Annotated in this window: 27 protein-coding genes; 16 read left to right on the top strand and 11 right to left on the bottom strand. The window is 41.2% G+C overall.

Translation table 11 applies throughout. The features are described 5' to 3' along the window. Positions 1 to 100 precede the first annotated feature (100 nt). The 4 genes from dnaA to AC6JAD_RS00020 are packed head-to-tail and all read left to right on the top strand — an operon-like array spanning position 101 to position 4,187. Positions 101 to 1,528: a chromosomal replication initiator protein DnaA gene (gene dnaA / locus AC6JAD_RS00005; protein ID WP_461305165.1), complete on the top strand. Its 1,428-nt coding sequence runs from the start codon at positions 101 to 103 to the stop codon at positions 1,526 to 1,528. A gap of 43 nt (positions 1,529 to 1,571) precedes the next feature. Then, on the top strand, positions 1,572 to 2,027 hold the full coding sequence (locus tag AC6JAD_RS00010; protein WP_461305166.1) for a low molecular weight protein-tyrosine-phosphatase: 456 nt from the start codon (positions 1,572 to 1,574) through the stop codon (positions 2,025 to 2,027). Positions 2,028 to 2,072: 45 nt separating this feature from the next. Next, positions 2,073 to 3,464, top strand: coding sequence for a PQQ-dependent sugar dehydrogenase (locus tag AC6JAD_RS00015; RefSeq protein WP_461305167.1), 1,392 nt, complete (start codon positions 2,073 to 2,075; stop codon positions 3,462 to 3,464). A gap of 6 nt (positions 3,465 to 3,470) precedes the next feature. After that, positions 3,471 to 4,187, top strand: coding sequence for an SAM-dependent methyltransferase (locus tag AC6JAD_RS00020; RefSeq protein ID WP_461305168.1), 717 nt, complete (start codon positions 3,471 to 3,473; stop codon positions 4,185 to 4,187). Positions 4,188 to 4,189: 2 nt separating this feature from the next. Here AC6JAD_RS00020 and AC6JAD_RS00025 read toward each other — a convergent pair whose 3' ends face one another. The 4 genes from AC6JAD_RS00025 to dapF all read right to left on the bottom strand — a co-directional run bounded on the left by AC6JAD_RS00025 (position 4,190) and on the right by dapF (position 7,499). Beyond that, entirely contained in the window at positions 4,190 to 4,828 is a 639-nt protein-coding gene (locus AC6JAD_RS00025; RefSeq protein ID WP_461305169.1) for a peptidoglycan-binding protein LysM, read from the bottom strand. A gap of 334 nt (positions 4,829 to 5,162) precedes the next feature. Further along, positions 5,163 to 6,212 carry an endolytic transglycosylase MltG gene (mltG, locus tag AC6JAD_RS00030; RefSeq protein WP_461305170.1) on the bottom strand — a complete coding sequence of 350 codons (1,050 nt, stop codon included), beginning with the start codon at positions 6,210 to 6,212 and terminating at the stop codon, positions 5,163 to 5,165. After that, entirely contained in the window at positions 6,196 to 6,732 is a 537-nt protein-coding gene (locus AC6JAD_RS00035; RefSeq protein ID WP_461305171.1) for a GNAT family N-acetyltransferase, read from the bottom strand. The genes mltG and AC6JAD_RS00035 overlap by 17 nt, the downstream gene beginning before the upstream one ends. Next, a complete protein-coding gene (dapF, locus tag AC6JAD_RS00040) occupies positions 6,729 to 7,499 on the bottom strand; it encodes a diaminopimelate epimerase (protein ID WP_461305172.1) in 771 nt (256 codons plus the stop codon). Before dapF ends, AC6JAD_RS00035 begins: the two co-directional genes overlap by 4 nt. Positions 7,500 to 7,638: 139 nt before the next feature. Here dapF and AC6JAD_RS00045 point away from each other — a divergent pair, with 139 nt between their 5' ends. Then, the gene (locus tag AC6JAD_RS00045) at positions 7,639 to 9,036 is read left to right on the top strand and encodes a S1C family serine protease (RefSeq protein WP_461305173.1); all 1,398 of its coding nucleotides are present in this window, start codon (positions 7,639 to 7,641) and stop codon (positions 9,034 to 9,036) included. 161 nt (positions 9,037 to 9,197) lie between these two features. After that, positions 9,198 to 10,643, top strand: coding sequence for a glyceraldehyde-3-phosphate dehydrogenase (locus AC6JAD_RS00050; protein WP_461305174.1), 1,446 nt, complete (start codon positions 9,198 to 9,200; stop codon positions 10,641 to 10,643). Positions 10,644 to 10,718: 75 nt separating this feature from the next. On the opposite strand, the gene AC6JAD_RS00055 is transcribed toward AC6JAD_RS00050, so the two are convergent. The 4 genes from AC6JAD_RS00055 to AC6JAD_RS00070 are packed head-to-tail and all read right to left on the bottom strand — an operon-like array spanning position 10,719 to position 12,526. Next, entirely contained in the window at positions 10,719 to 11,285 is a 567-nt protein-coding gene (locus AC6JAD_RS00055) for a PAS domain-containing protein (RefSeq protein WP_461305175.1), read from the bottom strand. A 50-nt stretch (positions 11,286 to 11,335) separates the two neighbouring features. Further along, the gene (locus tag AC6JAD_RS00060; RefSeq protein WP_461305176.1) at positions 11,336 to 11,602 is read right to left on the bottom strand and encodes a hypothetical protein; all 267 of its coding nucleotides are present in this window, start codon (positions 11,600 to 11,602) and stop codon (positions 11,336 to 11,338) included. Continuing rightward, positions 11,562 to 11,987 (bottom strand): hypothetical protein, encoded by a 426-nt coding sequence (locus AC6JAD_RS00065; RefSeq protein ID WP_461305177.1) that lies wholly within the window; start codon positions 11,985 to 11,987, stop codon positions 11,562 to 11,564. The genes AC6JAD_RS00060 and AC6JAD_RS00065 overlap by 41 nt, the downstream gene beginning before the upstream one ends. Then, positions 11,984 to 12,526 carry an RNA polymerase sigma factor gene (locus AC6JAD_RS00070; RefSeq protein ID WP_461305178.1) on the bottom strand — a complete coding sequence of 181 codons (543 nt, stop codon included), beginning with the start codon at positions 12,524 to 12,526 and terminating at the stop codon, positions 11,984 to 11,986. Before AC6JAD_RS00070 ends, AC6JAD_RS00065 begins: the two co-directional genes overlap by 4 nt. A gap of 282 nt (positions 12,527 to 12,808) precedes the next feature. Between AC6JAD_RS00070 and AC6JAD_RS00075 the strand changes: the two genes are divergently transcribed. Next, positions 12,809 to 14,491 (top strand): T9SS type A sorting domain-containing protein, encoded by a 1,683-nt coding sequence (locus AC6JAD_RS00075; protein ID WP_461305179.1) that lies wholly within the window; start codon positions 12,809 to 12,811, stop codon positions 14,489 to 14,491. 159 nt (positions 14,492 to 14,650) lie between these two features. Here the strand turns inward: AC6JAD_RS00075 and AC6JAD_RS00080 are convergent, their stop codons facing one another. After that, positions 14,651 to 15,835: a hypothetical protein gene (locus AC6JAD_RS00080; protein ID WP_461305180.1), complete on the bottom strand. Its 1,185-nt coding sequence runs from the start codon at positions 15,833 to 15,835 to the stop codon at positions 14,651 to 14,653. Between the two features lie 280 nt (positions 15,836 to 16,115). Beyond that, a complete protein-coding gene (locus AC6JAD_RS00085) occupies positions 16,116 to 17,528 on the bottom strand; it encodes a Gfo/Idh/MocA family protein (protein ID WP_461305181.1) in 1,413 nt (470 codons plus the stop codon). Positions 17,529 to 17,669: 141 nt separating this feature from the next. Here AC6JAD_RS00085 and AC6JAD_RS00090 point away from each other — a divergent pair, with 141 nt between their 5' ends. After that, positions 17,670 to 19,568 carry a hypothetical protein gene (locus AC6JAD_RS00090; RefSeq protein ID WP_461305182.1) on the top strand — a complete coding sequence of 633 codons (1,899 nt, stop codon included), beginning with the start codon at positions 17,670 to 17,672 and terminating at the stop codon, positions 19,566 to 19,568. A 91-nt stretch (positions 19,569 to 19,659) separates the two neighbouring features. Then, positions 19,660 to 21,072 carry a hypothetical protein gene (locus AC6JAD_RS00095; protein WP_461305183.1) on the top strand — a complete coding sequence of 471 codons (1,413 nt, stop codon included), beginning with the start codon at positions 19,660 to 19,662 and terminating at the stop codon, positions 21,070 to 21,072. 16 nt (positions 21,073 to 21,088) lie between these two features. Here AC6JAD_RS00095 and AC6JAD_RS00100 read toward each other — a convergent pair whose 3' ends face one another. Continuing rightward, the gene (locus tag AC6JAD_RS00100; protein ID WP_461305184.1) at positions 21,089 to 21,817 is read right to left on the bottom strand and encodes a TerC family protein; all 729 of its coding nucleotides are present in this window, start codon (positions 21,815 to 21,817) and stop codon (positions 21,089 to 21,091) included. A 78-nt stretch (positions 21,818 to 21,895) separates the two neighbouring features. Here AC6JAD_RS00100 and AC6JAD_RS00105 point away from each other — a divergent pair, with 78 nt between their 5' ends. From AC6JAD_RS00105 to rplS, 7 genes are all read left to right on the top strand, one after another. Then, complete coding sequence (locus AC6JAD_RS00105) at positions 21,896 to 22,336, top strand: GNAT family N-acetyltransferase (RefSeq protein ID WP_461305185.1); 441 nt, start codon at positions 21,896 to 21,898, stop codon at positions 22,334 to 22,336. Positions 22,337 to 22,394: 58 nt separating this feature from the next. After that, positions 22,395 to 22,868 carry a hypothetical protein gene (locus AC6JAD_RS00110; RefSeq protein ID WP_461305186.1) on the top strand — a complete coding sequence of 158 codons (474 nt, stop codon included), beginning with the start codon at positions 22,395 to 22,397 and terminating at the stop codon, positions 22,866 to 22,868. Between the two features lie 5 nt (positions 22,869 to 22,873). Further along, a complete protein-coding gene (locus tag AC6JAD_RS00115) occupies positions 22,874 to 23,368 on the top strand; it encodes a hypothetical protein (protein WP_461305187.1) in 495 nt (164 codons plus the stop codon). Then, on the top strand, positions 23,368 to 24,045 hold the full coding sequence (trmD, locus tag AC6JAD_RS00120) for a tRNA (guanosine(37)-N1)-methyltransferase TrmD (RefSeq protein ID WP_461305188.1): 678 nt from the start codon (positions 23,368 to 23,370) through the stop codon (positions 24,043 to 24,045). The genes AC6JAD_RS00115 and trmD overlap by 1 nt, the downstream gene beginning before the upstream one ends. Before the next feature lie 20 nt (positions 24,046 to 24,065). Beyond that, positions 24,066 to 24,509, top strand: a complete 444-nt coding sequence (locus tag AC6JAD_RS00125) for a hypothetical protein (RefSeq protein ID WP_461305189.1) — start codon at positions 24,066 to 24,068, stop codon at positions 24,507 to 24,509. Between the two features lie 15 nt (positions 24,510 to 24,524). Continuing rightward, positions 24,525 to 25,430: an RluA family pseudouridine synthase gene (locus AC6JAD_RS00130; RefSeq protein WP_461305190.1), complete on the top strand. Its 906-nt coding sequence runs from the start codon at positions 24,525 to 24,527 to the stop codon at positions 25,428 to 25,430. 112 nt (positions 25,431 to 25,542) lie between these two features. Beyond that, on the top strand, positions 25,543 to 25,893 hold the full coding sequence (gene rplS / locus AC6JAD_RS00135) for a 50S ribosomal protein L19 (RefSeq protein ID WP_461305191.1): 351 nt from the start codon (positions 25,543 to 25,545) through the stop codon (positions 25,891 to 25,893). The last annotated feature ends 563 nt before the right edge of the window (positions 25,894 to 26,456 follow it).

The following is a 26,456-nucleotide window of genomic DNA, read 5'->3' on the forward strand; positions in this document are numbered from 1 at the left end:
ATTTGTTCACATATTTGCATTGTTAAGAAATCGTTAGCGAAAACCCTATTTTCCTCTTTTTTAACAAGACAATTGACTAACTAAACTTCTAACTATCACTATGAGTAAAACGGCCGAACAGGTTTGGAAAAATTGCTTGTCCTTTATTGAAGATAATATCTCGATGCAAGCATACAAAACCTGGTTCGAACCTATTAAGGCTGTTAAACTCACAGACAACGCGCTAAGCATACAAGTTCCCAGTAAGTTTTTCTACGAATGGCTCGAGGAACATTATGTGAAATTGCTCAAGGTTGCCCTAACTAAGGAATTGGGAAGTACGGCAAAGTTGGTGTACATCATTAAGATGGAAAACACCTATGGCAATAAGCAACCGTTTACAGAAAAGATTCCAAGTGCAAACCGTTCTCAAGTGAGATCGCAGGAAGTAGATGTACCCGTTAAAAATAAAAGTCCGGAATTAAAGAATCCATTTGTAATTCCTGGAATTCGAAATGTAAAAATAGAATCCCAACTAAATCCAAGTTATAATTTTGAAAATTTCTTGGAAGGCGAATCCAACCGTTTGGCCCGCTCCGCAGGTCTTGCTGTAGCAAATAAGCCTGGAGGGACCTCCTTTAACCCCCTTCTCATATTTGGAGGCGTAGGTTTAGGGAAAACACATTTGGCGCACGCCATTGGTGTGGACATCAAGGATAAATACCCTGAAAAGACCGTTCTCTATATTTCTGCTGAGAAATTCACCCAACAGTACATAGAAAGCGTAAAGAAGAACAATCGTAACGATTTCATCCATTTCTATCAGATTATTGATGTTCTTATCGTAGACGACATCCAATTGCTGTCTGGTAAGGCAGGAACCCAGGATGTGTTCTTCCATATCTTCAATCATTTACATCAAAATGGAAAACAGGTCATCCTTACAAGCGATAAGGCCCCTGTTGACATGATAGATATTGAGCAGCGCTTACTCTCCCGTTTCAAATGGGGGCTTTCTGCCGAGCTCAATCACCCAGATTATGACACCCGTGTGGCCATCATTAAAAATAAACTCTATCGCGATGGTGTTGAAATGCCTGAAGATATCATAGAGTTTTTGGCCAATAACATTAAGACCAATATTAGGGAATTGGAAGGCGCCATCATTTCATTGATTGCACACTCCTCTTTCAACAAAAGGGAGATCACAATAGATCTTGCAAAGAAGATTGTAGATAATTATGTGAAACACACCAAGCGTGAAGTTTCCATAGATTACATTCAGAAGGTGGTTAGTGAATATTTCCAGATGGATGTGGAGACACTGCAGTCTAAAACCAGAAAACGCCATATTGTGCAAGCAAGGCAGTTGGCCATGTTCTTTGCCAAGAAATTTACAAAGGCTTCCTTAGCCTCCATTGGCTCTCAAATTGGTCAGCGTGATCATGCCACCGTGCTGCACGCATGCAAAACAGTGGACAACCTGTCCAGTACGGACAAACAATTCCGCAAATATGTTGAAGATTTAAATAAAAAATTGACACTCTAACATAACTATCCTGCTTCGCAGGATTTTTTTATCTCCATTTTATATGAAAACCCGTGTGATCATGGTCTGCTTAGGAAACATTTGCAGGTCACCTTTGGCAGAAGGTATCCTAAAATCTAAGGTAGATCCAGAAAAAGTTCAGGTAGATTCTGCAGGCACTGGTGGCTGGCACGTAGGCGAAAAGCCAGATCCCAGAAGCATTGCCATTGCCCGACAAAAAGGATTAGACATTACCGATCAAAGAGGCAGAAAGTTTTCCACCTATGATTTTGAGACCTACGATTATATCTTTGTAATGGACAATTCAAATTATCGGGATGTGGTGCGATTGGCTACCAATGAAGATGACAAGCAAAAAGTAAAGTTTATTTTGAACGAAATTTTCCCAGGGGAAAATGTCGACGTTCCCGACCCCTATTATGGTGGCGATCAAGGGTTCGAGAATGTCTATGATATGCTGGATGAAGCCTGTGAGAAAATTGTGAGTTGGCTTAATTAAGAGGTATGGACTAATTTTCACTATTTTAGTGAAAAACTTAATCCTATGAAAAAACAAACCTTATTTATGCTAGCCCTAACCCTGAGCACTTTTGTGTTGGCTCAGAATATTGAAGTTACGCTGCAACCCTTTGCCAGCGGCTTAAGTTCGCCGGTTGATATCGCAAACGCAGGTGATGACCGTCTTTTTGTTGTGGAACAAGACGGAAGAATAAAAATCGTTCAGACAGACGGAACCGTAAACTCAACCCCTTTTCTTGACATATCCAGTCAAGTTTCCAATGGAAGTGAACAAGGATTGTTGGGATTGGCCTTTCACCCAGATTATGCCTCCAACGGTTACTTCTTTGTAAGTTATACAGACAACAGTGGCAATTCCCAAGTTTCCCGTTATTCAGTGAGTGGTGATCCAGATATAGCAGATGACACTTCTGAGTTGGAAATTATTGATGCAACCCAGCCTTTTCCCAATCACAATGGGGGCTCTATAAACTTTGGACCAGACGGATACCTCTATATTTCTTGGGGAGATGGAGGAAGCGGTGGAGACCCTGGTAATCGTGCTCAGAATACAGAGCTATTACTGGGAAAATTGCTCCGAATCGATATTGACAATCCAGATGCTGGACAAAATTACGGAATTCCAACGGACAACCCCTTTGCCGGAAACCCACCAAATGCAGAAGAAATTTGGGCCTACGGAATTAGAAACGCTTGGAAATTCACCTTCGATAGTGCCAATGGCGATATTTGGATTGGCGATGTTGGACAGGAAAACGTAGAAGAAATAGACCGCGCCGGAATCTCTGAGGCTGGCCTAAACTATGGTTGGAGGTGTTACGAAGGGAATGATCCTTTCAATACCTCTGGTTGTCCTCCAGATGGAGAACTAACATTTCCCATAGGCGTATATTCCTCGAGTAATGCTACTCCACACTGTTCCATTACTGGCGGTTATGTGTACCGGGGAACAGATTATCCGGACATGCAAGGAATTTATTTCTTTGCGGATGTATGCAGCGGAATGATTGGAGGCCTTGAAAATATTGGTACAACAAACGATGTGGTAGATTACGGAACCTTCGGGGGATCATGGGTATCCTTTGGTGAGGATGTGAATAACGAATTATATATTGCCAATATTTCTGGAAGTATTTCCCGAGTAACCGGTGAAGCCATATTGGGTGTAAACGATTTGGACGAATTAAAGATTTCTATAGCGCCAAACCCAGCTCAAGATCATGTTTCCATTGCGCTGGAAAACAATATTCCATTCGAAATTACGATTCAGGATATGAAAGGAAGTATCCTGCTTACTCAGAAACATTCGGATCAAAATACCTTACAACTTGACACAAGTTCCTTTGCTGCTGGACTATACCTAGCTAAAATCGTTTCAGAACAGGGAACAGCTGTCAAGAAGATTGTGAAACAATAAACCTTTATGGAACAACCATTAGGAAACGTATACTTAATTCCTTGTACCTTGGGCGATACTCCACCACTGGAAGTATTGCCCTTGTTGGTTAAAAAAGCTATCGAGGAAATAGACCACTATATTGTGGAGCATGAAAAAGATGCTCGGCGATTTATTAAAAATATCGTTCCTAGGAAATCCCAGCCCGACCTTCATTTTTCCATTATCAATAAATTTACGGACACTTCGGAAATTCCCGATATGCTCCTTCCCTGTCTTGAAGGTCATGACATTGGAGTAATTAGTGATGCTGGATGTCCGGGAATTGCAGATCCTGGTGCATTGGTTGTCGCACAAGCCCATCTTAAAGGAATAAAGGTAGTCCCTTTGGTAGGCCCTTCCTCCATTCTTTTGGCCATGATGGCCAGTGGTTTCAATGGTCAGAATTTTGCTTTCAATGGTTACTTGCCTATTGACAAGCGCGAAAGACGCAAGGAAATAAAACGACTGGAACGTCTGTCGGCAGAAGTAAATCAATCACAGTTATTCATAGAAACCCCTTATCGCAATAATCAGATGCTAGAAAGCCTCATTAGTGTTTTACAACCCCAAACCCAGTTATGCGTGGCATGCGATATTACTCTGCCTTCGGAATACATCCTGACCCAATCTATTGAAAGCTGGGAAAAAACAAAGGTGGACCTCAATAAAAGACCCACCTTATTTATCATTCACAAAGGATAACTTTAGTGCACCTTTGCCTTTCTGTTGGCAACGATCAAGGATGTATCGTAGCCTGAAAATTTCTTTAGGTAATATCTAATGGAGGTTCCAAAAGCATCCTGAAACTGAATAGCACCTCCGCTTCTCAGGTATTTTTTTACGTTACCAGCACCCGCTAAATGCGCTGCCGCCAAAATACCGGATTCGGTTACCTTCACTCCACCAATATATCTTCCTTCGTATCTTTTTATGTCCCGTCTTAAAATCCACTTATTTCTGGACACATAGGCAGTAAAGGCCTCTTCTTGCATCCGCGTGTCTTCTAAGAAATTTTGGGTATTGTAGATCCCGATCATTTTAAGGGTAGATTTACCAAACTGGTATTTGCCCATATAACCGAACTCATTAATTACACGATATCGCCCTTGTGATTCTTTGAAGCCTAAAGCCTCTTTAAACCCAATGAACGTCTTTCCTAAAAACAATTGAAAGTAATCGTTAGATTCTTCAACGACCTCATCTTCGTTTGGTACGTTGTAACAGACCGCTTCATCCGTCATGATATAGTGCGAAAGATCCACACCATTCTTGGAAGCAAAACCTGTTGAGACAAAAGCTACAACAAGTATAATTAAACCGATTTGTATAAAACTACGTTTCATTTGTGGCAAAATTTCTGGTAGAATTTTCCTACCATCATTTCAGCGCGCAAAATTACGACTTATTTCACGAATTTTCAGTGATTCTTGTTAATCTTTGTTAAAACATCAACAAAACTCGTTGAACTGATGGTTTCGTTAACAAATCTGTAACAAATGTAGTTGTAAAGTCTTATATGAATCGAAATATGTTAAAAAAGTAGTTAACTAACTTATTAACACCTATTTAATTGAATAATCCGCAATGATTTCCATAAAAAGGTGTAGGATTAGAACGTAAAAAAAGTAGATTTCTTGTATGACTATTCTCTCAAGCAATTGAGATCCCCATACACCATTAACGATTAATTCCCTGACTGTTAATCCATCGTATATATTCCCGACGATTTTGACCGTGCTGCGCTATGGTTTTGGCAAACTTATGATAGCCGAAGTTTTCTACGTTCACGACCATATATAAATAATCGTGTTTTTCATAATTCAATACAGCGTCGATAGATGAAATATCGGGCATGGTAATAGGTCCTGGAGGTACGCCAAGATGCTTATACGTATTAAAGGGTGATGGGTTTTCCAGGTCCTTGTACAGCACCCTTTTTATAACCTGGTCAAAATCCCCCTCACTAAGCTTCTTAGCGTAGATCACGGTAGGATCTGCCTGCAACATCATTCCTCGTTTAATCCTGTTTACATATAGTCCAGCTACCCTTGGGCGTTCTTCCACCTTTGCCGTTTCCTTCTGCACGACGGCGGCCAAGGACATCACCTCATCACGACTTAACCCAAGCGCTTCCGCTTTGGCATTACGGTCGGCATTCCAAAAGCGATTGTATTCCTCCAACATTTTTTTTGGGAATCCTTCAGCCTTCATATTCCAGTACACTTCATACGTGTTTGGAACGTACATACCCAATGCCGAAGCCTCTGTAAATCCTGACTGACTCAAGAACGTTTCATCTTTCATGGCATTCAATAAACTAAGACTATCCGTTTCCAACTGCTTGGCTACATGCCCTGCAAGATTCTCCAAACGCTCCTGATTGTTGAATTTCAATGTGATTGGCGTATTGCCGCTTCTTATGCTATTGACAATATCGTTATTGTTCATTCCTTTTTTAATGATGTAATGCCCAGGTTTTATATTGGCAGGGTATTTTTTACGATTTGCCACTGCTTCGAAGGAAATATCATCTTTCAACAATGGTCGCAATTCTTCCAACACATCACTGAACCGTGCACCGGTTGGAATGTACACATGGGCCTCTTCGTTATTGAAAGCCGTATTGGAAGTGAACACGCTATTATACACAAAATAGGCAAAGCCAGCCATAAAAATAAGGCCAATGAACACGACTCCCCAAACAACTTTTTTAATGTTTTTCTTCATATACTTTTTGATAAAGTAATTCATTTTTATACTCCCCACCAGAAAGGATCCAATCTATCTTTTCACCAGATTTCTGAAATCCGAGCTTTTCGAAAAGACCGATACTGGGCAAGTTGTCTTTTGTGATATTGGCGTATAATTGATGTACTCCCAAATGCTTTCTGGTATACTCACTTAACAACCCTAAAGATTCCGTCGCATACCCTTTTTGCCGATCTGCTCCCGAAAAGATAACGATGCCAACCCCCACTCTCTTATGTTTAGGATCGAAATCGAACAAATCGATAAAGCCAACACCCGTATCAGAATGGTTTGGACAGATCACCAAACGTAATTGTTTTACTTCAAAAATATCGCGATGTGCATTATCTAGATATTGCTTTAGGACAAATTTGGAATATGGAGTCTGGGTATGGCTCACTTCCCAAACGGATTCATCATTCTCTAAATGATAGAGCAAATCCAGATCAGAAGGCTCTAGGGCACGTAAATAGATATGTGTTCCTTGCAATACTTTCATTCCCAAGTACCTTTAAAAACCTGTTTGGCAGGCCCCTTCAACCAAATATTTTCATAGTGTCCATTCTGTTTATTGAAAGACACCTCCAAAGTTCCCCCAGGGGTTTCTATTCTTACATTTTCATTGGCCTTGCCCAAAGCATTCATTGCAATAGCTACGGCTGTTACCCCGGTTCCACAAGAAAGGGTTTCATTTTCTACACCACGTTCGTAGGTTCGCACGGCAAATGCATTGGCAGCCACTGCTTCTACGAAATTCACGTTGGATCCTTCGGCGCCATAGATATCATTCCGAATGCGCTTCCCCTCCGAAAAAACAGCATAATCGCTTAAACCATGTACCAAAGTAACGTGGTGAGGCGATCCCGTATTTAAAAACAAACTATCTTCTTTTTGAACGATCTCACCAACATCTGTCATTTTAAGGGATACTACATCATCTTCTAGCAAAGCCTCATGCAATCCATCTATAGCCATAAAGGTTGCCATATCTTCAATAATCCCCAAAAACCGGGCAAAATGCACAATGCAGCGACCCCCATTACCACACATAGAGCTTTCATTTCCGTCGGCATTATAGTAAACCATCTTAAACTGGGACGTTTTGTCATTTTCCAAAAGGATCAATCCGTCCGCACCTATGCCAAATTTACGGTCACAAAGTTGCTGTACCAATTCGGTATTATTCTTGTTGAAATGTAAGTCACGATTGTCTATTAAGACAAAATCGTTACCGGTTCCTTGATATTTATAAAATGTGATCGCCATGGCAGGTGACAAAGTTAAAAAAACAAGGGACTTATAAGACTTTTAATGGGGTGTTAAATACACGTTAATTATGAAACCATTAAACAATAGGAAAGTCTTTAGATTGTTAATTTGATGTATAATTTAATTGAATCTATCTATGACACAAACAGTTCGTTTATTTGCGGTAGCGTTGGCAGCGGGTGCCATGACGCTAGGAGGTTACAAACTTTTTGTTGAAGAGAAACCACAAATTGCTGTAGCCCAACAGGAAGAATCCCCTTCCATTATTCCAACTTCGTTCAATCCCACAACCGGATCCAATGAGCCCATCGATTTTACGCAGGCGGCAGAAAAAACGGTTCATGCCGTAGTGCACGTAAAGAACACTACCATGAGCAAAGGCCCAACAAGTATGCGTGATTTTTTCTTCGGCGGTGGTAGCCCTAGGCCTATGATAGGTACTGGGAGTGGTGTGATTATTTCTCCAGATGGTTACATCATAACCAATAATCATGTAATTGAAAATTCGACCGAATTAGAAGTTACCCTAAATAACAACAAAAGTTACGAAGCCGAATTAATTGGGACCGACCCCAAAACGGATATCGCACTAATAAAAATTGCTCCGGACGAGGACCTGCCCTTCGTTCCATTTGCTGATTCCAATAGCGTAAAAATTGGAGAATGGGTATTGGCCGTAGGCAATCCTTTCAATTTAACTTCTACCGTAACCGCAGGTATTGTTAGTGCCAAGGCAAGGGATTTGAATGAATTCGATAGCCAATCACAATCCTTTATTCAAACCGATGCTGCGGTAAACCGAGGAAACAGTGGTGGTGCCTTAGTAAATACACAAGGTCAACTCATTGGTATTAACACAGCCATTACGTCAGAAACGGGATCTTATGTGGGGTATTCTTTTGCCGTACCCTCCAACACAGCCCGTAAGATTGTAGAGGATATCATGGAATACGGAAATGTACAGCGGGGAATCCTTGGTATTCAAGGCGGTGGATTGAATTCTGCCCGTGCCGAATATTATGGGATTGGAGAAACCGAAGGTGTATATGTAGCTGCAATTGAAGAAGGAAGTGGAGCAGATAAAGGCGGTATAAAGAAAGGAGATGTGATCAAAAAAATTGACGGTTATAAAATTGCCAAATTCTCTGACCTTACAGGATATCTCGGCTCCAAACGCCCTAACGACATTGTAGATGTAACGGTATTACGCGACGGAAGACAGAGAACCATTCCTGTGACCCTTGTTAAGTTAGAGGTATACGAAATAGAGGAATTGGGAATTGAGGTTAAGAACGCAAGCAAACAGGAGTTAAAGCGCCGAGACCTTGAAGAAGGTGTAAAAATAAACAGGATCATTAGCGAAGACATGTCCAGGTATGACCTAGATGGTGCTATGATCATAAAAATAAATGATATTAAAGTCTCCAATATCGATGACGCAAAGCAAATTATACGAAATCGCGACTCTAGCGATCCGATTAAGATGACCTTTGTGGATAGGAATGGGGAATTGAACTCGTTCATCTTCAGATAAACAAGTAGTTTTTCTTGAAGGAGTGGCCCGTTGCAGTTGATTCTGTAACGGGTCATTATTTTTTACCAATAAGCTTCCCGAAAACGTTTTAGTTTTCTACTTTTGCAAAAAATTTAAACCCATATTTCTGAACCATCAGAAAACCTAAAAACAACATGACTATGAGTTTTGATGAAGTGTATGAAAAAGAGCTTTCTTTTCAGACCGACCGCCGAAAGGCCACTGTCGAATTTATTAAAATCGTAAGTGACCTTTGGTACGACAAATCAATTGAATTGGTATTGTTCCGAAATCAGTTGATCGATAGAAACGTGAGCGAAATCCTGAACCTTCACGAATACGCTGGAGAGTTTGTACAGAAGCCCATCTCTATTTTCGATAGTGTTGAGATTGCACAGGCTATCAAAACCCTAGACTTCCCTCCTGCCAAGTTGGACATTGGGAAACTAACCTACGAATACCATTTGGAGGATAACCAATATCCCGATGCGGTATCTTTTGTGAGCCATAAGCTGAATGATGCCAGCAACCACAAAAACATCGTACCAAAAGATGTTGTATTGTACGGGTTTGGGCGCATAGGTAGATTATTGGCCCGTGAGTTAATGTCTCGTACCGGTAAAGGAAACCAGATGCGTTTACGTGCCATCGTTACAAGGGGTGCGGTAGACCAAACAGTTTTGGAAAAGCGTGCTTCTTTACTTCAATACGATTCAGTGCATGGTGATTTCCCTGGAACGGTGGGGATCGATGTAGAGAACAAAGCCTTAATCATAAATGGAACCACGGTGCATATCATTTCTGCAAATCAGCCAGAAGATATAGACTACACCGTTTACGGAATTGAAGATGCCTTGGTAATTGACAATACTGGTGCCTTCCGTGATAAAGAAGCCTTAAGCCGTCACTTGGTAAAAGGAGCTTCACAGGTATTGTTGACCGCTCCCGGTAAAGGAGTACCGAATATTGTTCACGGTGTAAATCATTTGCAAAACGATCCCAAGGATCTTCAAATATTCTCTGCAGCCTCCTGCACCACCAATGCCATTACCCCAATATTGAAAGCTGTTGAAGATAGCTTGGGTGTTGTGCAAGGACACTTAGAAACCATTCACGCCTATACAAACGATCAGAATCTGGTAGATAATATGCACAAGAAATACCGACGTGGTCGTGCAGCTGCCTTGAATATGGTAATTACTGAAACTGGAGCTGGAAAAGCAGTGAGCAAGGCCTTACCTTCCTTTGAAGGAAAACTTACCTCTAACGCCATTCGAGTACCTGTCCCAAATGGTTCCTTAGCGATCTTGAAATTGGAATTGGAACAACCAACATCCAAAGATGGAATGAACGCCATTATGAAAAAATATGCCTTAGAAGGAGATTTGGTAGAGCAAATAAAGTACAGCCTTAACAATGAGTTGGTATCTAGCGATATTGTGGGTTCTTCTGCCCCTTCTATTTTCGATAGCAATGCAACTATTGTAACGGCAGATGGCAAGAACGCAGTTCTATACGTTTGGTATGACAACGAATACGGATACAGCCACCAGGTGATCCGATTGGCGAAGTATATTAGTAACGTAAGACGTTATACATACTATTAATAGTTCGTCCTGTATAAAACAAAAGAAAACCCCATCCAAATTGGATGGGGTTTTTATTTATATCCGTTACAAGCATTAACCCACTTCCCTTTCGAGTGCTAAATAATGCGTGGTGCCTTCATTATAAAGGGGAAAAATACGTACTTCACAATCATAGGCTACTTGATCCTTCTTATAATTGGTAATGATCTCCTTAAAAGGTCGGTCCTTTTTTAATTGTGCCTTTATCTTTTTTCGAGTGGTCTCGGAGGTTTCTTTCCCCTGCAGAAACTTCGGTGATTTGTCAAGGGCAAAGCTTTTAGGGTAACCTGTCATGGTCGTAAACCCTTCGTTCACCCACACGATTTTCTGCTGGGCATCGGTGATCACAATGGCATCAAATTCATGCTCTGAAAGAATGGATTGCACGTCGTTCTTCCAATCATAACGTTGTGCCAAAGCCGCAACATTTTTAATGTCATTACCTTTCCTGGCTTGCTGCAATCTCCGAGAATAATTTTCACTGAAAAGATCCCAACTCAGTAGTGGCATAGCCAAAGCTTTGGAAGGCACAATCTCATCCTTCAATTTCTCCTGTTCTTCAACAGATAAGGTCGATAAATAAAGGTCTAAGCAGGACATTTCGGAAAGATTGTATTTCATGGGGTAGCATTTATAGGGTTATCATCACCATGTAAAGATAGTAGGACCATTTAATCTGGCAAAGGTTGAATATAAAAACCTTTCTCTCCAATCAGGTCCATAATGTCCTTTTCAGATAGGAATTCCGTGGCCTCTACTCGAAGTACATTGTCTATATCCTCCAAATCTACGGACCACCGCAAAACCTCAACATTCCTGTTTAGGGCCTGCTTTATAAGCTTTACTTTCTTCTTCGATTTAATGTCCGTACGGAATATGAACAATCCTATATACAAGCTATGATTGTTCCACATCTGACTCCTCGCTAGTGTTTTCATCGTTAGATGGGTTTGTTTGGCGTTCTATATACTTTTTGAAGTACTCGTCGCCCTCCTCTTGCCAAAACTGATCGTAATACTTCCACTTGGAAAAGTCGGTTTTCGACTTTTTCTTGGAATCGTCCTTTGACTTCTTGGAAGAGCTCTTGCCCCCGAAACCGCTACAACCCAGTAACAGCTTTACCAATATGATGAGCCCGGCAGCCTGCCAAAAACCAAGGGTGGTCAATCCGAAAAGTTCTGGCATCAGCCAATTCCAAAGGCGCATTACTACATAGGCGAACAGCGTGGCCAGCCCGGCAATAAAAATTCCTCCGAAAATAATGGTTGCTATAATTTCCCCTAGGGATTTCTTCCTGAATTTATGGGTGAAAAAATTTGTCATGATCTTTCTATTTTATGTGTTTTAATTTCTTGTTCTATTTCTTTGTACAATATCCCAATGGCCCGATGTCGTCGGGACATGAGTGTTCCTTCGGGTATGCCTGTTTCTATCGAAATTTCCTTGTACGTGTACCCTTCAAAATCTACGGCGATAATGATACTGCGATAGGCTGGTTTTAAACGATCTATACAGGTTTTAAGGACTCTAACCATTTGATCCGAGCTATATTGGTTCGCCGAGGCGCTCACCATATCGGTCAACTCGAGGAGTGACGTATCCAGATCCATGGATGCTGTGGATGGTTTGGTTCGCATTAGATCGATGATCCGGTTTTTCAGCGATCGGTATACGAAACCTGCTACATTGTGAATGGGAGCATATCGATCTGCGCCCGAAAACAGTTTTAACGCCACATCCTGAACAATGTCCTCGGCATTGCTGTCTATGGTGTCACTAATTTTGGCATTTACGTAACCCTTAAGGGATTGGTATTCCTTACCAAAAAAGTCACTTAGTTTTTTACTGTTTTCTGATTCCAATGGGTGGTTAGCCTTTTACAACGTCCTTTCAATCTTATAGACGAAGCTTTTGCGATCTATTGCATTTTTTGTCGAAAAATTTTCTGAAATGATAAAGTTACGGGATGACCCCTAATTTTCAATGCAATTTTAAGGTATGGTTAAGGTGATTTCAAGATCAAGTACACATAGTAGCTAACCCCATTGTAGATGTCTTTAATAACTCTGATACATAATAACTTGCACTTCTCCGTTCGCTTTTCCCTCAACTAATTTGTATATTTAAAACAAGACTTTTATTCCATGCGCCTATTTTCAAATTTTAATGAGTCAAGGTTCTCGGTAATGCTGTTCTTGATTTCTACTACACTTTTCTCACAAGAGCAAAAGTTTAACGAACATGGCGCGGGAGATATTGAAAACACCCCTGCTGTTTATGTCAAAGTGGATAAAAGCGCAATGAAAAGGAGTCCGGCTTATCGTATTTATTCTCCAAACTATTTTACGGTACAGACTAATGTGGATGAAAATGGAAACAACATTATTGGGGATGCAGCCAATGAGCCTTCCCTAGCTGTGGACCCTACCAACCCTGACAGGATTGTCATGGGATGGCGGCAATTCGACGACGCTGGTAACTATTTCCGTCAGGCAGGATATGCCTATAGCCTAAATGGGGGTTACGATTGGACAAACCCAGGTGTCTTGGATCCTGGTGCGTTTCGATCGGATCCCGTATTAGACATGGATGCTGAAGGTAATTTTTATTATAACAGCTATCGACCTCAAGAGGGACAATTTTGCGATGTTTACAGGATTACAGATGGAGGAGTTGTCTGGGAGGAACCCGCAACCGCCTTTGGTGGTGATAAGGCATGGATGCGTATTGATAGATCCAATGGAATAGGTGCCGGGAATATTTATTCATACTGGTCCTCTGGTTCTGGAACGTGTGACCCCAATCATTTCACAAGGTCCACAGACGGAGGTCAAACTTTTGAGGACTGTGTTTCTGTTTTAGGCAATCCATTTTGGGGTACCATGGCAGTGGATGGCAGTGGAACCCTTTATGTAACGGGTACTACGGCTATTAATACCCCTGGAGCGGATATTGTGGTTGCGAAATCTACGACGGCCAAAGACCCAAGTAGTTCAGTTACATGGGACTCTTCAACAATTGTAGACCTAGATGGCTATATAGTTTTGGGATCGCCTAGTAATCCAGGCGGACTTATGGGGCAAGTTTGGGTAGACGTAGATATATCGGGTACGGTCGCAGATGGAAATGTTTATGTATTGGCATCGGTGGCTAGGGAATCAAATTCAGATCCAGCCGATGTTATGTTTGCCAAAAGTATTGATGGCGGGATATCTTTTTCGTCTCCTATTCGAATCAATACAGATGTAAGCACCTCTAATTATCAATGGTTCGGTACCATGTCAGTAGCTCCCAACGGCCGTATAGATGTTGTCTGGTTAGATACTCGGGATGCCCCAACCGACACGGTGTACCCAGTCCTGTATTATTCCTTTTCTGAAGACCAAGGGGATACTTGGTCCTTGAATGAGGCCATCTCCTTGCAATTCGATCCATATGAAGGAAATCCAAGCCTCATGAAACTAGGGGACTATATTGATATGGTTTCCGATAATGATTTTGCCCATTTGGCTTGGACAAATACGCTTAATGGAGGGCATGATGTATACTATACCCGTATTTCGCCCTTTGGAATACTGAGTACTGAAGATGATCTATCAGTAAATTCAAAAGACATAGCTATTTACCCCAACCCTGCTCGTGATCAAATTATCATTGCTGGGGCCAATTGGCCTGTGTCTACTACCATTTATGATGCAAAAGGCACGGCGGTACTTACTGTGATGACGAAGAATAAAGTGGATGTTAGCTTTCTAAAAAGCGGACTCTATTTCGTTAAATTGGAAGATGGCACTGACTCCGTAGTACGAAAATTGATCAAGGAATAGGATGCACCAATTTAGGTGTAATTAAACATGGACCTTGCTTGCTCCTTTTTTTTGAATGTTGAATTTATTGGGATTTTTTGATGAAGCTATCTTAATGAAAAGATACCGATTATGATATTAAATTACAACTGTATTTTTCCTGTATTCACCTCCCCTAACCTACAAACTCAATAGATACTCCGAGCGCTCCAGATAGGCTTGCCATGGGTAATCAACCTTAGCAGACTCAAGGGCAGCTTCACGTTCGGCATCGGTCATTTGCAGGAAATCCCGTGCGATATCGTAAGGAGTATTGGAAGGAACTAAAAAAGCGTCATCTAGGCCTTCAAATCCCAAACTGTTCATCAAATGAATGGCCCCAGCTCCAGTATGATAAAACATTCTGCGGGCATATAGCAACCGTACTTCTGTGCGAGCAGTGATCTCGGCCGCATATTGCGAAAAACCATGAGTGGGATCTTCTACAGTGTCATTATTTAAGGAGTAAAACGTACCGAAGACTTCAACATACCTTGGGGCACCTTCCAATTTCTCCAAAAAGAACCCATGATTTCGTATGAGATCATCCTCCGTTGGATCTATAGATTCCAAGTGGTACTGAATCGCCACATAATATTCGAGTAAGCGCGTCTGATCTTCTGGGGTTTGGGCAAGATGAGCGTCTATCATAACGTCAAAAAGAAGCAATATATAAGGAAAGGTTTCTGTGGTTAATGGATACCTATTCAAAGACTGTACATACTCTTCATCACCAAAATAGCCATCTGCATTTTCACTTTGATACAGGTGAAACAGTTCATGGTAAAAAACAGATACATCGTAAAACCCATCTCGATCTTTATATTGTGCGTAAAAATAATCTCCAATATCATGGGTAGTATCGAAAGCAAACATATCGTTTCCAGCATAATTTGGAAATCCATAACCCAATAAACTGCTAATGTTTTGCTGCACATAGGTTCGTACTAGATCATTTCGATACAACGGAATACTGTTCAACCCATCGATTTCATACGTGATGGGTCGATTTACGGCTATTTGCGTATCCGGTGGATTTATATAAAAGCCCTCCTCTTCGCCTGTAACAACGAATATGGGTGAGCTTCTAAAACTATCGAAGTCCCTCCAAATTTCATTCATTGCCTCCTCTGCCTGTAACAACTGTGTAACATAATCCAACTCCTCTGCGGATAATTCCTCACCAACAGGTTCATTAACCTCGTCAACTTCTTCTACCGCCTCTTTAATAAGACCATCCGAATCACAGCCCCCTAATAATATCGGAACCCAGAGAAAACACACCATACATGCCAACCTATTTAATATGGAAATGTTCTTTTTCATCTAATTCTGTAATTTAATATGCCATCTTTCTAGATAGTTGCACTTCTCCTATCTTTCAATGTTGTTGCAAATCACCGTCCATGAAACACTCCTATATGCCACAATACCGCACATGGATCATATGAAAAGAACTCCCTTCTTCAAGGTTCTTATTTATACCCGGGAGTTTCACCTTTTTATAAGTATGCTCCAATTTTAACCTGGAATAAAACCTTCATGATTCCTGAAAGTCCTTCGCCCCAATACATGTTGGGATAGATTTAATACGCGTTCTCATTGCTTACAAGTCCCATCCCTCTCTGTAATTTCTTTTCACCCAAGCATTGGCAGTTTCATAATTGGTCACTTTCATGTTTTCACCATCCCATTTAATCGTGCGGCGTCCCGGATAATCATAAGGCGCCCAATCGCCTACTTTCTTACCTTCTTTCAGTACTTTTAACTGATACGACTTTATAGCTAGGTTCCCCATAAGTACGGCCTCTGTTAGCGGACCGCCATAAGAGAATGGCGACGAGGTATTGCCGCCGTTAAGACAGGCTTCTACAAATTCGCCAGCATGTCCGCCAGTAACCCGTTTTATAGTTTGGGTTGGCGGAACAAAATCGATCATCTTTTCTGAAGGTAACAAGCGCGGGTTTCGTGAATAGGTGTCGGTCACCATGATGCCTTCGCTTCCGTAGAAAATACTACCGCCTCCCTGTCCTCCTGGCTGTTCTCCATCCTTAAGTTCTGGTGGTAAGTCGGGCATAATCCCTCCGTCGTACCAGTTCAAGGATACATCGCCATGGGCTTCGGTATCAAACTTTAAGCGGACAATGGAGGAAGGCGGGCACACTCCTTTAATATTCGCTTCCACAAAATCCCCTGACCATACCGTGGTACAACTAGCTTCGGCTTCGTAAGGAAAACGAAGCCCGAGGGTTTTAAACGGGGTTTCCATAATATGACAACCCATGTCGCCCATAGCTCCCGTTCCGAAGTCCCAAAAACCTCTCCATTTAAAGGGCAGGTAATTAGAATTATAATCGCGCATAGCTGCAGGCCCTAACCACAAATCCCAAGCCAAGGTATCGGGAATGGGTTCTTTTTCGGTAATATTCTTAAAGCCTTGGGGCCACACTGGTCGGTTCGTCCAGCAATCTACACGATGTACCTTTCCTATGAGTCCTGCATTAATGATTTCCTGGGCTAAGCGAATACCATCCCCGGAAGCACCTTGGTTGCCCATTTGCGTCACAATTCCGTGATCCTTTGCCACCTGGGCCATCATTCGGGCTTCATAGATATTATGGGTCAATGGCTTCTCAACATAAGCATGTTTCTTGGCCTTCATAAAAGGAATTGATGCCACGGCATGCGTATGGTCCGGTGTTGCGACCATGAATGCATCTAATTCCGACAGATGATTGTCGTATATTTTCCTGAAATCCTTGTATTGTTTTGCATTGGGATGTGCTGCAAAGGTATTGGCAGCCCGGACGGCATCCACATCACAAAGGGCAACGAATTTCACTTTTTGGGTCTGAAAAAGTTCACTACATACACCCCCACCGCGGCCACCCACTCCAATACCCGCCATATAAAGGGTATCGCTAGGGGGAATATGCGTTTTGCCAAGGACAAAACTAGGGACGATGGTAAACGCGGCACTGGCTGCCGCCGATTTTTTAATGAACGAACGTCGTTTCATAGGGAAATAATTTTGGTGGTTTTCCTTTTAAAGATATGAAAATTACCCTTTTAGTTTTTCCTATTCATCGCTATTCATAAAAACGGGGTGGCAATTTGTATTATTTAATTACTTTTATTTTAATTCAACACACTTATACCATTGAAAAATAATATCATTTTAGTCATTGCCTGTCTTATCCTATTAGGATGCAGCAATGATGATAGCGGAGGTTCCCAAGAGGAAATTACCATCACCTTTACAGATCAATCTTTTAGTATAGCCGAAAACCCTACGTTTTCTGCGGTGATTGGTACTTTAAACTTTTCGAGTAATGGGGACGTATTCCTGGCCATAGAATCTGAATCCCATCCGGAGGCCATAGTGGTAAATTCGGATACCGGGGAAATCACCGTACGCACACCCGGTCTTTTCGATTTTGAAGTAAATCCCGTGATGACCTTTGGCGTAAGGGCGACAGCTGGCGGCGAGGCAAAAAGTGCTACCGTTACCGTTCAGGTTGTGGATGTTGAATTTGAAGGTCAATACGGCACCGATGTAATTTTACTATCGCAAGAGCAGGTAGAAGCATTTGGAGCTAATAATTATGCCATCCTTACCCGTGATCTAACAATTCTCGGGGACGATATCCCGACTGGGGAGTCCCCAATAACGGACCTTACTCCATTAAATGCCCTAACCGCCGTAGGGGAAAATCTTTCTATTAGGAGATTGGACGAACTGGAGTCCCTGACGGGTCTGGAAAATTTGGAAAGCATTGGAGGACAATTTGAAATTAGCAACAATTCCTCCTTACTCAGTATTTCTGCACTTTCCGATCTATCGGTTGGTCATACATTTGACCTAAGAAACAATGATGCGCTTGTTAATTTTGACAATATTTCCAACTTAAACCTAGATAACTGTCAGCTTAAGATATGGTTTAACGATGCACTCACAAGTGTTCAGGGGTTGGATAGTACCACTTCCCTAGATTGGCTTTTCATTCAGGAAAACCCTTTATTGGAAACCATTTCTGGATTGGGTGGAGTTACCACAATCGAAGATTCCTTCAGAATAGAAAATAATGGTAGCCTACAGGGTCTGGATTTACCAAACCTTACCACGATACAATCTTCCATTACTGTAGAAAACAATAATGCATTGGCTTCCCTAACCATGCCACAGGTGCTTACAGTAACCGGAAGTATCCAAATATTGAACAATGACAATGTAAGCTCCATCGATCTGGGCAGTTTACAGACGGTAACGGGCGATCTTAGAATAGAGGAAAACAACAATCTCACCACCATAGATGGTTTCGAAAACCTTACTTCTATACAAGGAAACCTTACCTTCACATCGAACCCCAGTATTTCAAGTTTGGAGGGACTGCAAAGTTTGCAAACCGTTGAAGGAGACCTTACCATACGATTTACCAGTTTGCCGAACCTTCAAGGATTGGAGAATCTCCAACAAGTGGATATTTTAAATATTTCGAACAACAATGCAATGACCAGTCTTGATGGTATTCAAGGGCTTACTACGGTGAATACAAATTTCATTGTCCAAAGTTCCGGCATTTTGGAGATTAACGAATTTCCAAATCTAACAGGACTTTCCAGTCTTACCATAAAGGACAATCCGGATTTGACCCAGATTACCTCTTTCAATAATCTTCAGGGAAGTATTGGTGGTGTCACGATTACAAACAACCCTTCTTTGTCCGGAATAGATCTGCTGAATGACATCACTTCAACAACTAGCATAAGTATTGAAAACAATGAAGCTATGTCTAACGCCAATGCATTTGCGGGACTAACCATTGTTGATAATTCTGTCTTCATACGCACGAACTCTATGCTTCCAGCTCTAAACGGAATGGAAAACTTAAATGACGTAGGGCAAAACCTTGAAATTACTAACAATACCAACTTTAACGATTTCTGTTCCCTGACCAATCTAATTGTTTCCCAAGGTATTCAGGGTGACTACGTGGTAAATGGAAATTCCTATAATCCGAGTCAAGCGGATATTATCGCAGGAAATTGTTCTGACTAAGGCATGTAGCAAGTCTTTCCCTGTATTCATAAACTGCGGGTGTCGATTGCCTTTAATTGGTTAACTTTGATTGCACTAAACCATATTTTCATTGAAAAAACTACTTATTCTTTGCGTTCCCTTTCTGTTACTTTCCACATCTTGTAGCAAAGATGACGATAGTGGATCTTCCGGGGATGGAAATTCCAGTAGTTTAGTTTTTGAAGACACCACCATAAGCATAGATGAAAATCCTGCTGCGGGAACACTACTTGTCACTTTGGCCGCAGAAAGTATAGACGTGATCACCTATTCCCTGGAAGGTGGCAATGCAGATGCCATTACGCTGAATCCGGTTTCCGGCGAGGTGACCGTTCAGGTTACTAATTATTTTGATTTTGAAGAAAACCCAGTCGTAACCTTTGATTTTAAGGCAACGGCGAGAAGAAGGGTGAGAAATGCTACGCTTACCATTCAACTTAACAATGTAGAATCTGAGGGACCATATTTCGGATCGGTTATACTACCCTCCCAAGAACGGGTAGATGCATTTGGTGCCAATAATTATACTTCCGTATCCGAATATCTCCACATAGGCGGTGAAGTTCCCCAAGGGGAAACACCGATTACGAGTCTGTTACCATTGCGTACCATTGCCTCGGTAGAAGATGCATTGAGAATAACAGAAGTAGAAGTCCTAGCATCCCTTAACGGTTTGCAAGCGCTGCAACAGGCAGGTTCGCTTCGGATTGAAGATGCCCCAGAATTGACCAACCTCAATGGATTGCAAGGATTACAGGGCGTTGGCTCCGTGCATACAAGTCGACTGGATAAATTAACCACTTTAGATGGTATCGAGAACCTTGCACGTGTGGAACACAGTTTTAATATTAATGACAATGGACAACTTTTGGACATAGCTGCACTTTCCAATACGATCATCGATGGGAATTTAAGTATTCAAAAGAACTTTGCCCTGCCCGATTTTAATGGTTTGGAAAACGTTTCAGTGGGTGGAATCTTAACATTGGCAGAAAATAAGGCACTCACCTCCATTCAAGGGTTCGAAAACAATACTTCCTTAGGGGGCTTACGCATTTTGTTGCATCCCTTGCTGCATTCTTTTGGAGGATTAAAGTTTATTGAATCTATTGAGGGGGATTTCATTATTGATAACAACTATGCCCTGGAGCATCTAAGTTTTATTCCCCATTTGGATTATGTAGGGCAGAATTTCACCATAAAGGATAATGAAAACCTGATCTCGGTTTCGTTTCCCACCTTGACCAGCGTGGACAATAACTTGTCCATCCTTCGGAATACCAAATTAACTCAGGTAAATGGTATGGGATCCCTAACTCATGTAGGGCGGAATTTTTTCATTACCGATAATACGGAATTGACGAATTTTTGTCCCTTCACCAATTTAATCATGAATGAAGGAATTCAGGAAGGTTATGAGGTGGACGGGAATGGGTATAACCCCACAGAGGCTGATATCATTGCAGGAGATTGCTCTAACTAAAGCTACTTGTCCTATATTATTCTGAAGGTCTTCGGCCCCTTGATCCCACCCGTATATTGATGATTTCAACAAATACGGCGAAAGCCATGGAAAAATAAATGTATCCCTTGGGTATATGAAAATCGAGTCCCTCTGCAATAAGTGCCACACCAATCATTAATAAAAAGGCCAATGCCAACACCTTTATGGTAGGGTGTTTTTGCACAAAACCTGCTAATGAATTAGCGGAAAGCATCATAATAACAATTGAAACCATAACCGCGGCAATCATCACGGGTAAGTTATTGGACATTCCCACAGCCGTAATCACCGAATCCAGTGAGAACACAATGTCAATAAGTACTATTTGAAAAATGACCGCACCAAAAGAGAGTACTTTTTTAGGGATATTCGACGTTCCCTCCTCTTCCTGATGCTCCACGTTCTCATGAATCTCCCGTACACTTTTGTACAATAGGAACAATCCACCCAATAGCAAAATAATGTCCCGTCCTGAGATTCCATAATCCATAACGAAGAACAGATCCTTCGTCAAGCCCATAATCCAGGAGATAGAAAATAAAAGTCCAATACGAAATAAAAGCGCTAAACTAAGGCCCATGAATCGGGCTTTTCCTCGTTTATCTTTTGGTAGTTTATTGGATAGTATCGAAATAAAGATAAGGTTGTCAATACCCAATACGATCTCTAAGGCACTCAATGTTAAAAATGCCATCCAAATTTCAGAATTCGTAATCCACTCCATTTTTTTTGGTTACTTTAAAGATTAATTTACGTTCAGTAGTACGTTCAAAATTGATGTACCCAATCACAAAATAAAACTATGAAAATTATTCAGGCAACTTCAACCGACATCGAAAAACTTATTCCCTTATTCAACGGATATCGTATGTTTTACAAACAAGAATCCAACCTTGAGGCCGCTGAGAAATTCCTTTCGCAAAGATTCAACCAAAATGATTCGGTCATATTCCTTGCGTTAGACGAAAGTGGCAATGGCCTTGGATTCACCCAACTCTACCCCAGTTTTTCTTCGGTAGCCATGCAGCGTACCTATATTCTAAACGATTTATTTGTGGATGCAAAAGCTCGAGGATTGGGAGTAGGTGCAGCCATTATGGAGCGGGCCAAAGAATTTGCACTACAACAGGGTGCCAGGGGTCTTACCCTTGAGACCGACATAGACAATCCTGCACAAAAACTTTATGAACGACTGGGGTGGGTTAAGGACACTAAGGTTTTTCATTATACGTGGGAGGCATAAACTAATCCATTTAGCGTATTTTTGTACCATGATATGTCACCGGCTTAAAATAGCGTTCTTGCTTGGTTGTATAGGCATTCTATTCGCGACTTTGGGACATTCCATGCATGCAGGGGAGAATGACTATTCATTCCGTTTTGATATGGCATGTGAGTTCTTTGTCAATGGAAAGGAAATTCCAGATGAAGTACTTCTCAATGTACTACCCTATGGAGCATCTGAGTTTACTTTATTCTATGAAAGATCTACCAGCGAGCTTCTAGAAGGGGATACAGACTTTTTTTATTATGTATCCAACACCATTTTTGAAAAAGGCATAACATCGGGTAAAATTGAATTTTATAATGCAGCACTGCGACTGGCAAGTTACGCCGACGGCGAATTTGGAGCGTATTATATAGAAGAACTGGAAGTATTAATAGAGTCGGACCCAGGAAAGTTCTGTGCGATGGCCAAGGGACAATCCTATGCTCATAACAACCCCATTAAATATTTTTTGAAAGAATACGATTGCGATAACCTTTTTAAATAAAACATATGGACCACCTAACCAAACTCGAAGAAATGCTCGACCAAGCAAATCTGGACATAAAAGACGGATTGTACGAGCAAGCCTCCAACAAACTGGAGAAAATCATTGATATAGATCCAAATTTCGGTAAAGCGTATAACCACTTGGGATATTTATACGAAGTAAAATTCAAGGAGTATGAAAAAGGGGAAACCTTGTACAAACTCTGTATCGAGAAGACGCCCATGTATCCGAGTGTATACTACAATTATGCAATCCTTCTTTCTACCTTGGGGAAATGGGATGACTTAAAAAACCTGTTGGATAAAGCGATGAATATCCCCGGTATTACCAAGTCTACCATCTTAAATGAATATGCAATTATGTACGAACAACAAGGGGAATTGGACAAGGCCATAGATCATTACAGACAAACAGGGTTAAGCACCTTGGATAAAGGGGTATTAGATAGGGCCAAGACCTCTATTGAACGTTGTAAATCGAAAAAAGAATTGTTTTAATGCGAATAGACATTATTACCGTACTTCCGGAATTACTACAAAGTCCATTCGAAGTCTCCATTTTAAAAAGAGCCATTGAAAAAGGGTTGGTAGAAGTCCACTTTCATAACCTGCGGGACTTTGCCACCAATAATTATAAACAGGTAGACGACTATCAGTTCGGTGGCGGTGCCGGCATGGTGATGATGATTGAACCCATAGACAAATGTATTTCCCAGCTTAAGAATGAACGGGAATACGACGAGGTAATCTATATGACCCCAGATGGGACCACATTAGATCAGGGCATAGCGAACGAGCTTTCCCTAAAAGGTAATATGATCATACTTTGTGGTCATTATAAAGGAGTGGATCAGCGGGTACGCGATCACTTTATTACACGGGAGATATCGGTAGGTGATTTTGTGCTGAGTGGTGGCGAATTGGCAGCGGCTATCCTTTGTGATGCTGTAATCCGTCTTATCCCAGGAGTCTTAAGCAATGAAACCAGTGCACTTACAGATAGTTTTCAGGATGATCTTCTGGCTCCTCCTATCTACACACGACCTGCCGACTACAAAGGTTGGAAGGTCCCCGATATTTTATTGAGTGGCCATACGGCAAAGATTGAAGCATGGCGTGAAGAACATGCCGTAAAGCGCACCCAAGAACGGCGCCCGGACCTTATGAATGATTAATTCCCTTTAAACTCAAATTGATGCTGAAAAAAATTGACACTGTATTGGCCGCCCTAGGCAACATAAGGGCTATGGAACGATTGCATGTAGATACCTATACCGAAAACCTAATCGAAAATATTCCAGGTGATTTGATTGCCGAATCCAGGGAAGGACAATTATTTGTTGGAGTGCAAGAATTAAATGGATACTACTTTCTGGAAGCCACCATAGTAAGTAACGTAGGAATTAAAACTTATAAAGGGGGAAATCTATGCTTCGCCGGAGGCACAAGTGATTTTGATATTAAAAGTGATACCCAAGAAATAAAAAGTGAATACTCCAATGTATCTCGTCGATATATGACAGACATAAGTTTTGAAGTATCCCCTCATGAAATTCAACGTATTGTTAAGGGTGATTTTATGGAAGTAACATTCAGCTTCAAAAAGAAATCGCTTCTATTTCAAAAAAGGGAAATGTAAGATGCTGCAACTTGCATGAACCAACAAAAAAAAATAGAAATTCACCAAGTTCCTATAATAGGCACCAAAAGGCGTCTTCAGGAATATGCGGTTGGTATTTTCAAAACCCTTACCAGTAGAAAAGGCACAAAAAAAGCCATTAAAAGCGGGCGCATATTCATTAATGGTTCGAAGGGATATACAGGGGATTGGATCATAGGTGGTGAGGAAATTGTCCTTTACGAAGCACTTGAATCAAAAAAACCCTTGCTACAAGAACCCATTACTGTTCTGTTCGAAGACGATTACCTAGCAATAGTATATAAACCAGCTGGTATTTTGGTAAGCGGGAACAAACGTTTTACCTTAGAGAATGCCCTACCTTTCAATTTAAATAAAAGCAATATTCCCGATGCGCTTCAAAGGCCAGAACCTATCCATCGTTTGGATTATCCTACCACTGGGGCCCTACTGGTTGGTAAAACATCTAAAGCCGTTGTGGCGTTGAATGCGCTTTTTGAAAATCGGTCAATTGAAAAAAAATACATAGCAGTTACTCAAGGAAAAATGCCAATACATGGTTCCATTGATCTAGAAATTGATGGAAAACCATCGCAATCATCTTTCAGGTTATTGGAATCGATGCCATCGGAACGATTTGGAGCTCTAAACCTAGTCGAGTTACAACCGCATACCGGGAGGCGACACCAACTGCGCAAACATCTTTCGTCCATGGGTAACCCGATCTTAGGGGATGCACAATACCATTCGGACAGAACGATTTTAAAAGGTAAGGGATTGTATTTACACGCTTATTCGTTAAAGTTTGATCATCCCGTAACCAATGAATCCATTTCGGTAAGTGCCCCATTGCACAAAAAGTACATTAAACTATTCCCTAGGGCACTGGACTTAGTAGGATTTGACTCTAATAAAAAGTGAGACAAACCCTTGCCAACTTATAAAAAAGACCTATTTTTGCAGTCGATTTACCCCAACCTCTGGCGATAGACGTGAATGTTGTTGTAAGCGTAACACTATCAAAACATTAAAAATGGAAGCGTTAGTTAAATTTGTTCAGGACGAATTTGTAACCAAAAAAGAATTCCCACAGTTTGGTGCTGGGGATACAATCACTGTATACTACGAAATCCGTGAAGGAGATAAGAAAAGAACCCAGTTCTTTAGAGGAGTAGTAATTCAGGTAAAAGGAACAGGAACTTCCCAAACTTTTACCATTAGAAAAATGTCTGGAACCGTTGGGGTGGAACGTATTTTCCCGATCAACATGCCAGCATTGCAAAAAATTGAAATCAACAAGAAAGGTAGCGTACGTAGAAAGCGTATTTACTATTTCAGGGGACTTACTGGAAAGAAAGCGAGAATCAAGGAAAAGAGAGCTTAATAGTCCTAATAAGGTATGTAAAAGGCGATTCCAACTGGGATCGCCTTTTTTATTGACAATTGTTAATAACCTAGGTTAGTAAGTTGTTAATCTTTAATGCCTTAGATTATTTGGAAATTAAATTTCTTCCCCTACTTTAGTACTATCAAAACGGGGCAACCCGCAGAGATATTAAAGTAACGTTCTTTAAAACTGTTTTTTTGAATTGCCTGAAATGATCCCGGTACTTGTACTGAGAGCACTAGATGAAAAAAAGCAGGAGCAGTAGTGAAGAAACATAGATTGGTTATTATCAATAGATTCTAAGTTACTGTTCATGTTGAAGAAGATCACGGTCGCAAGGGTTTAACAAACTTGCTTACAGGACCAAGCAGCAATGCAATGTACTGGCTGGTAACGATTTCCTTCACAAGAAGCCATGTGATTGTAGCAATACAATTATATGGCTTTTCTTGTTTTTATTCCCTTCATTCAAACCGAAAAGTACACTTCACTTTTAAACCGCCTTCCAATTCATTATCTTTGCAAGCCTGTACGCCAAGCGTACCATAATAATAACTTCT

It is taken from the genome of Aureisphaera sp., assembly GCF_059726885.1.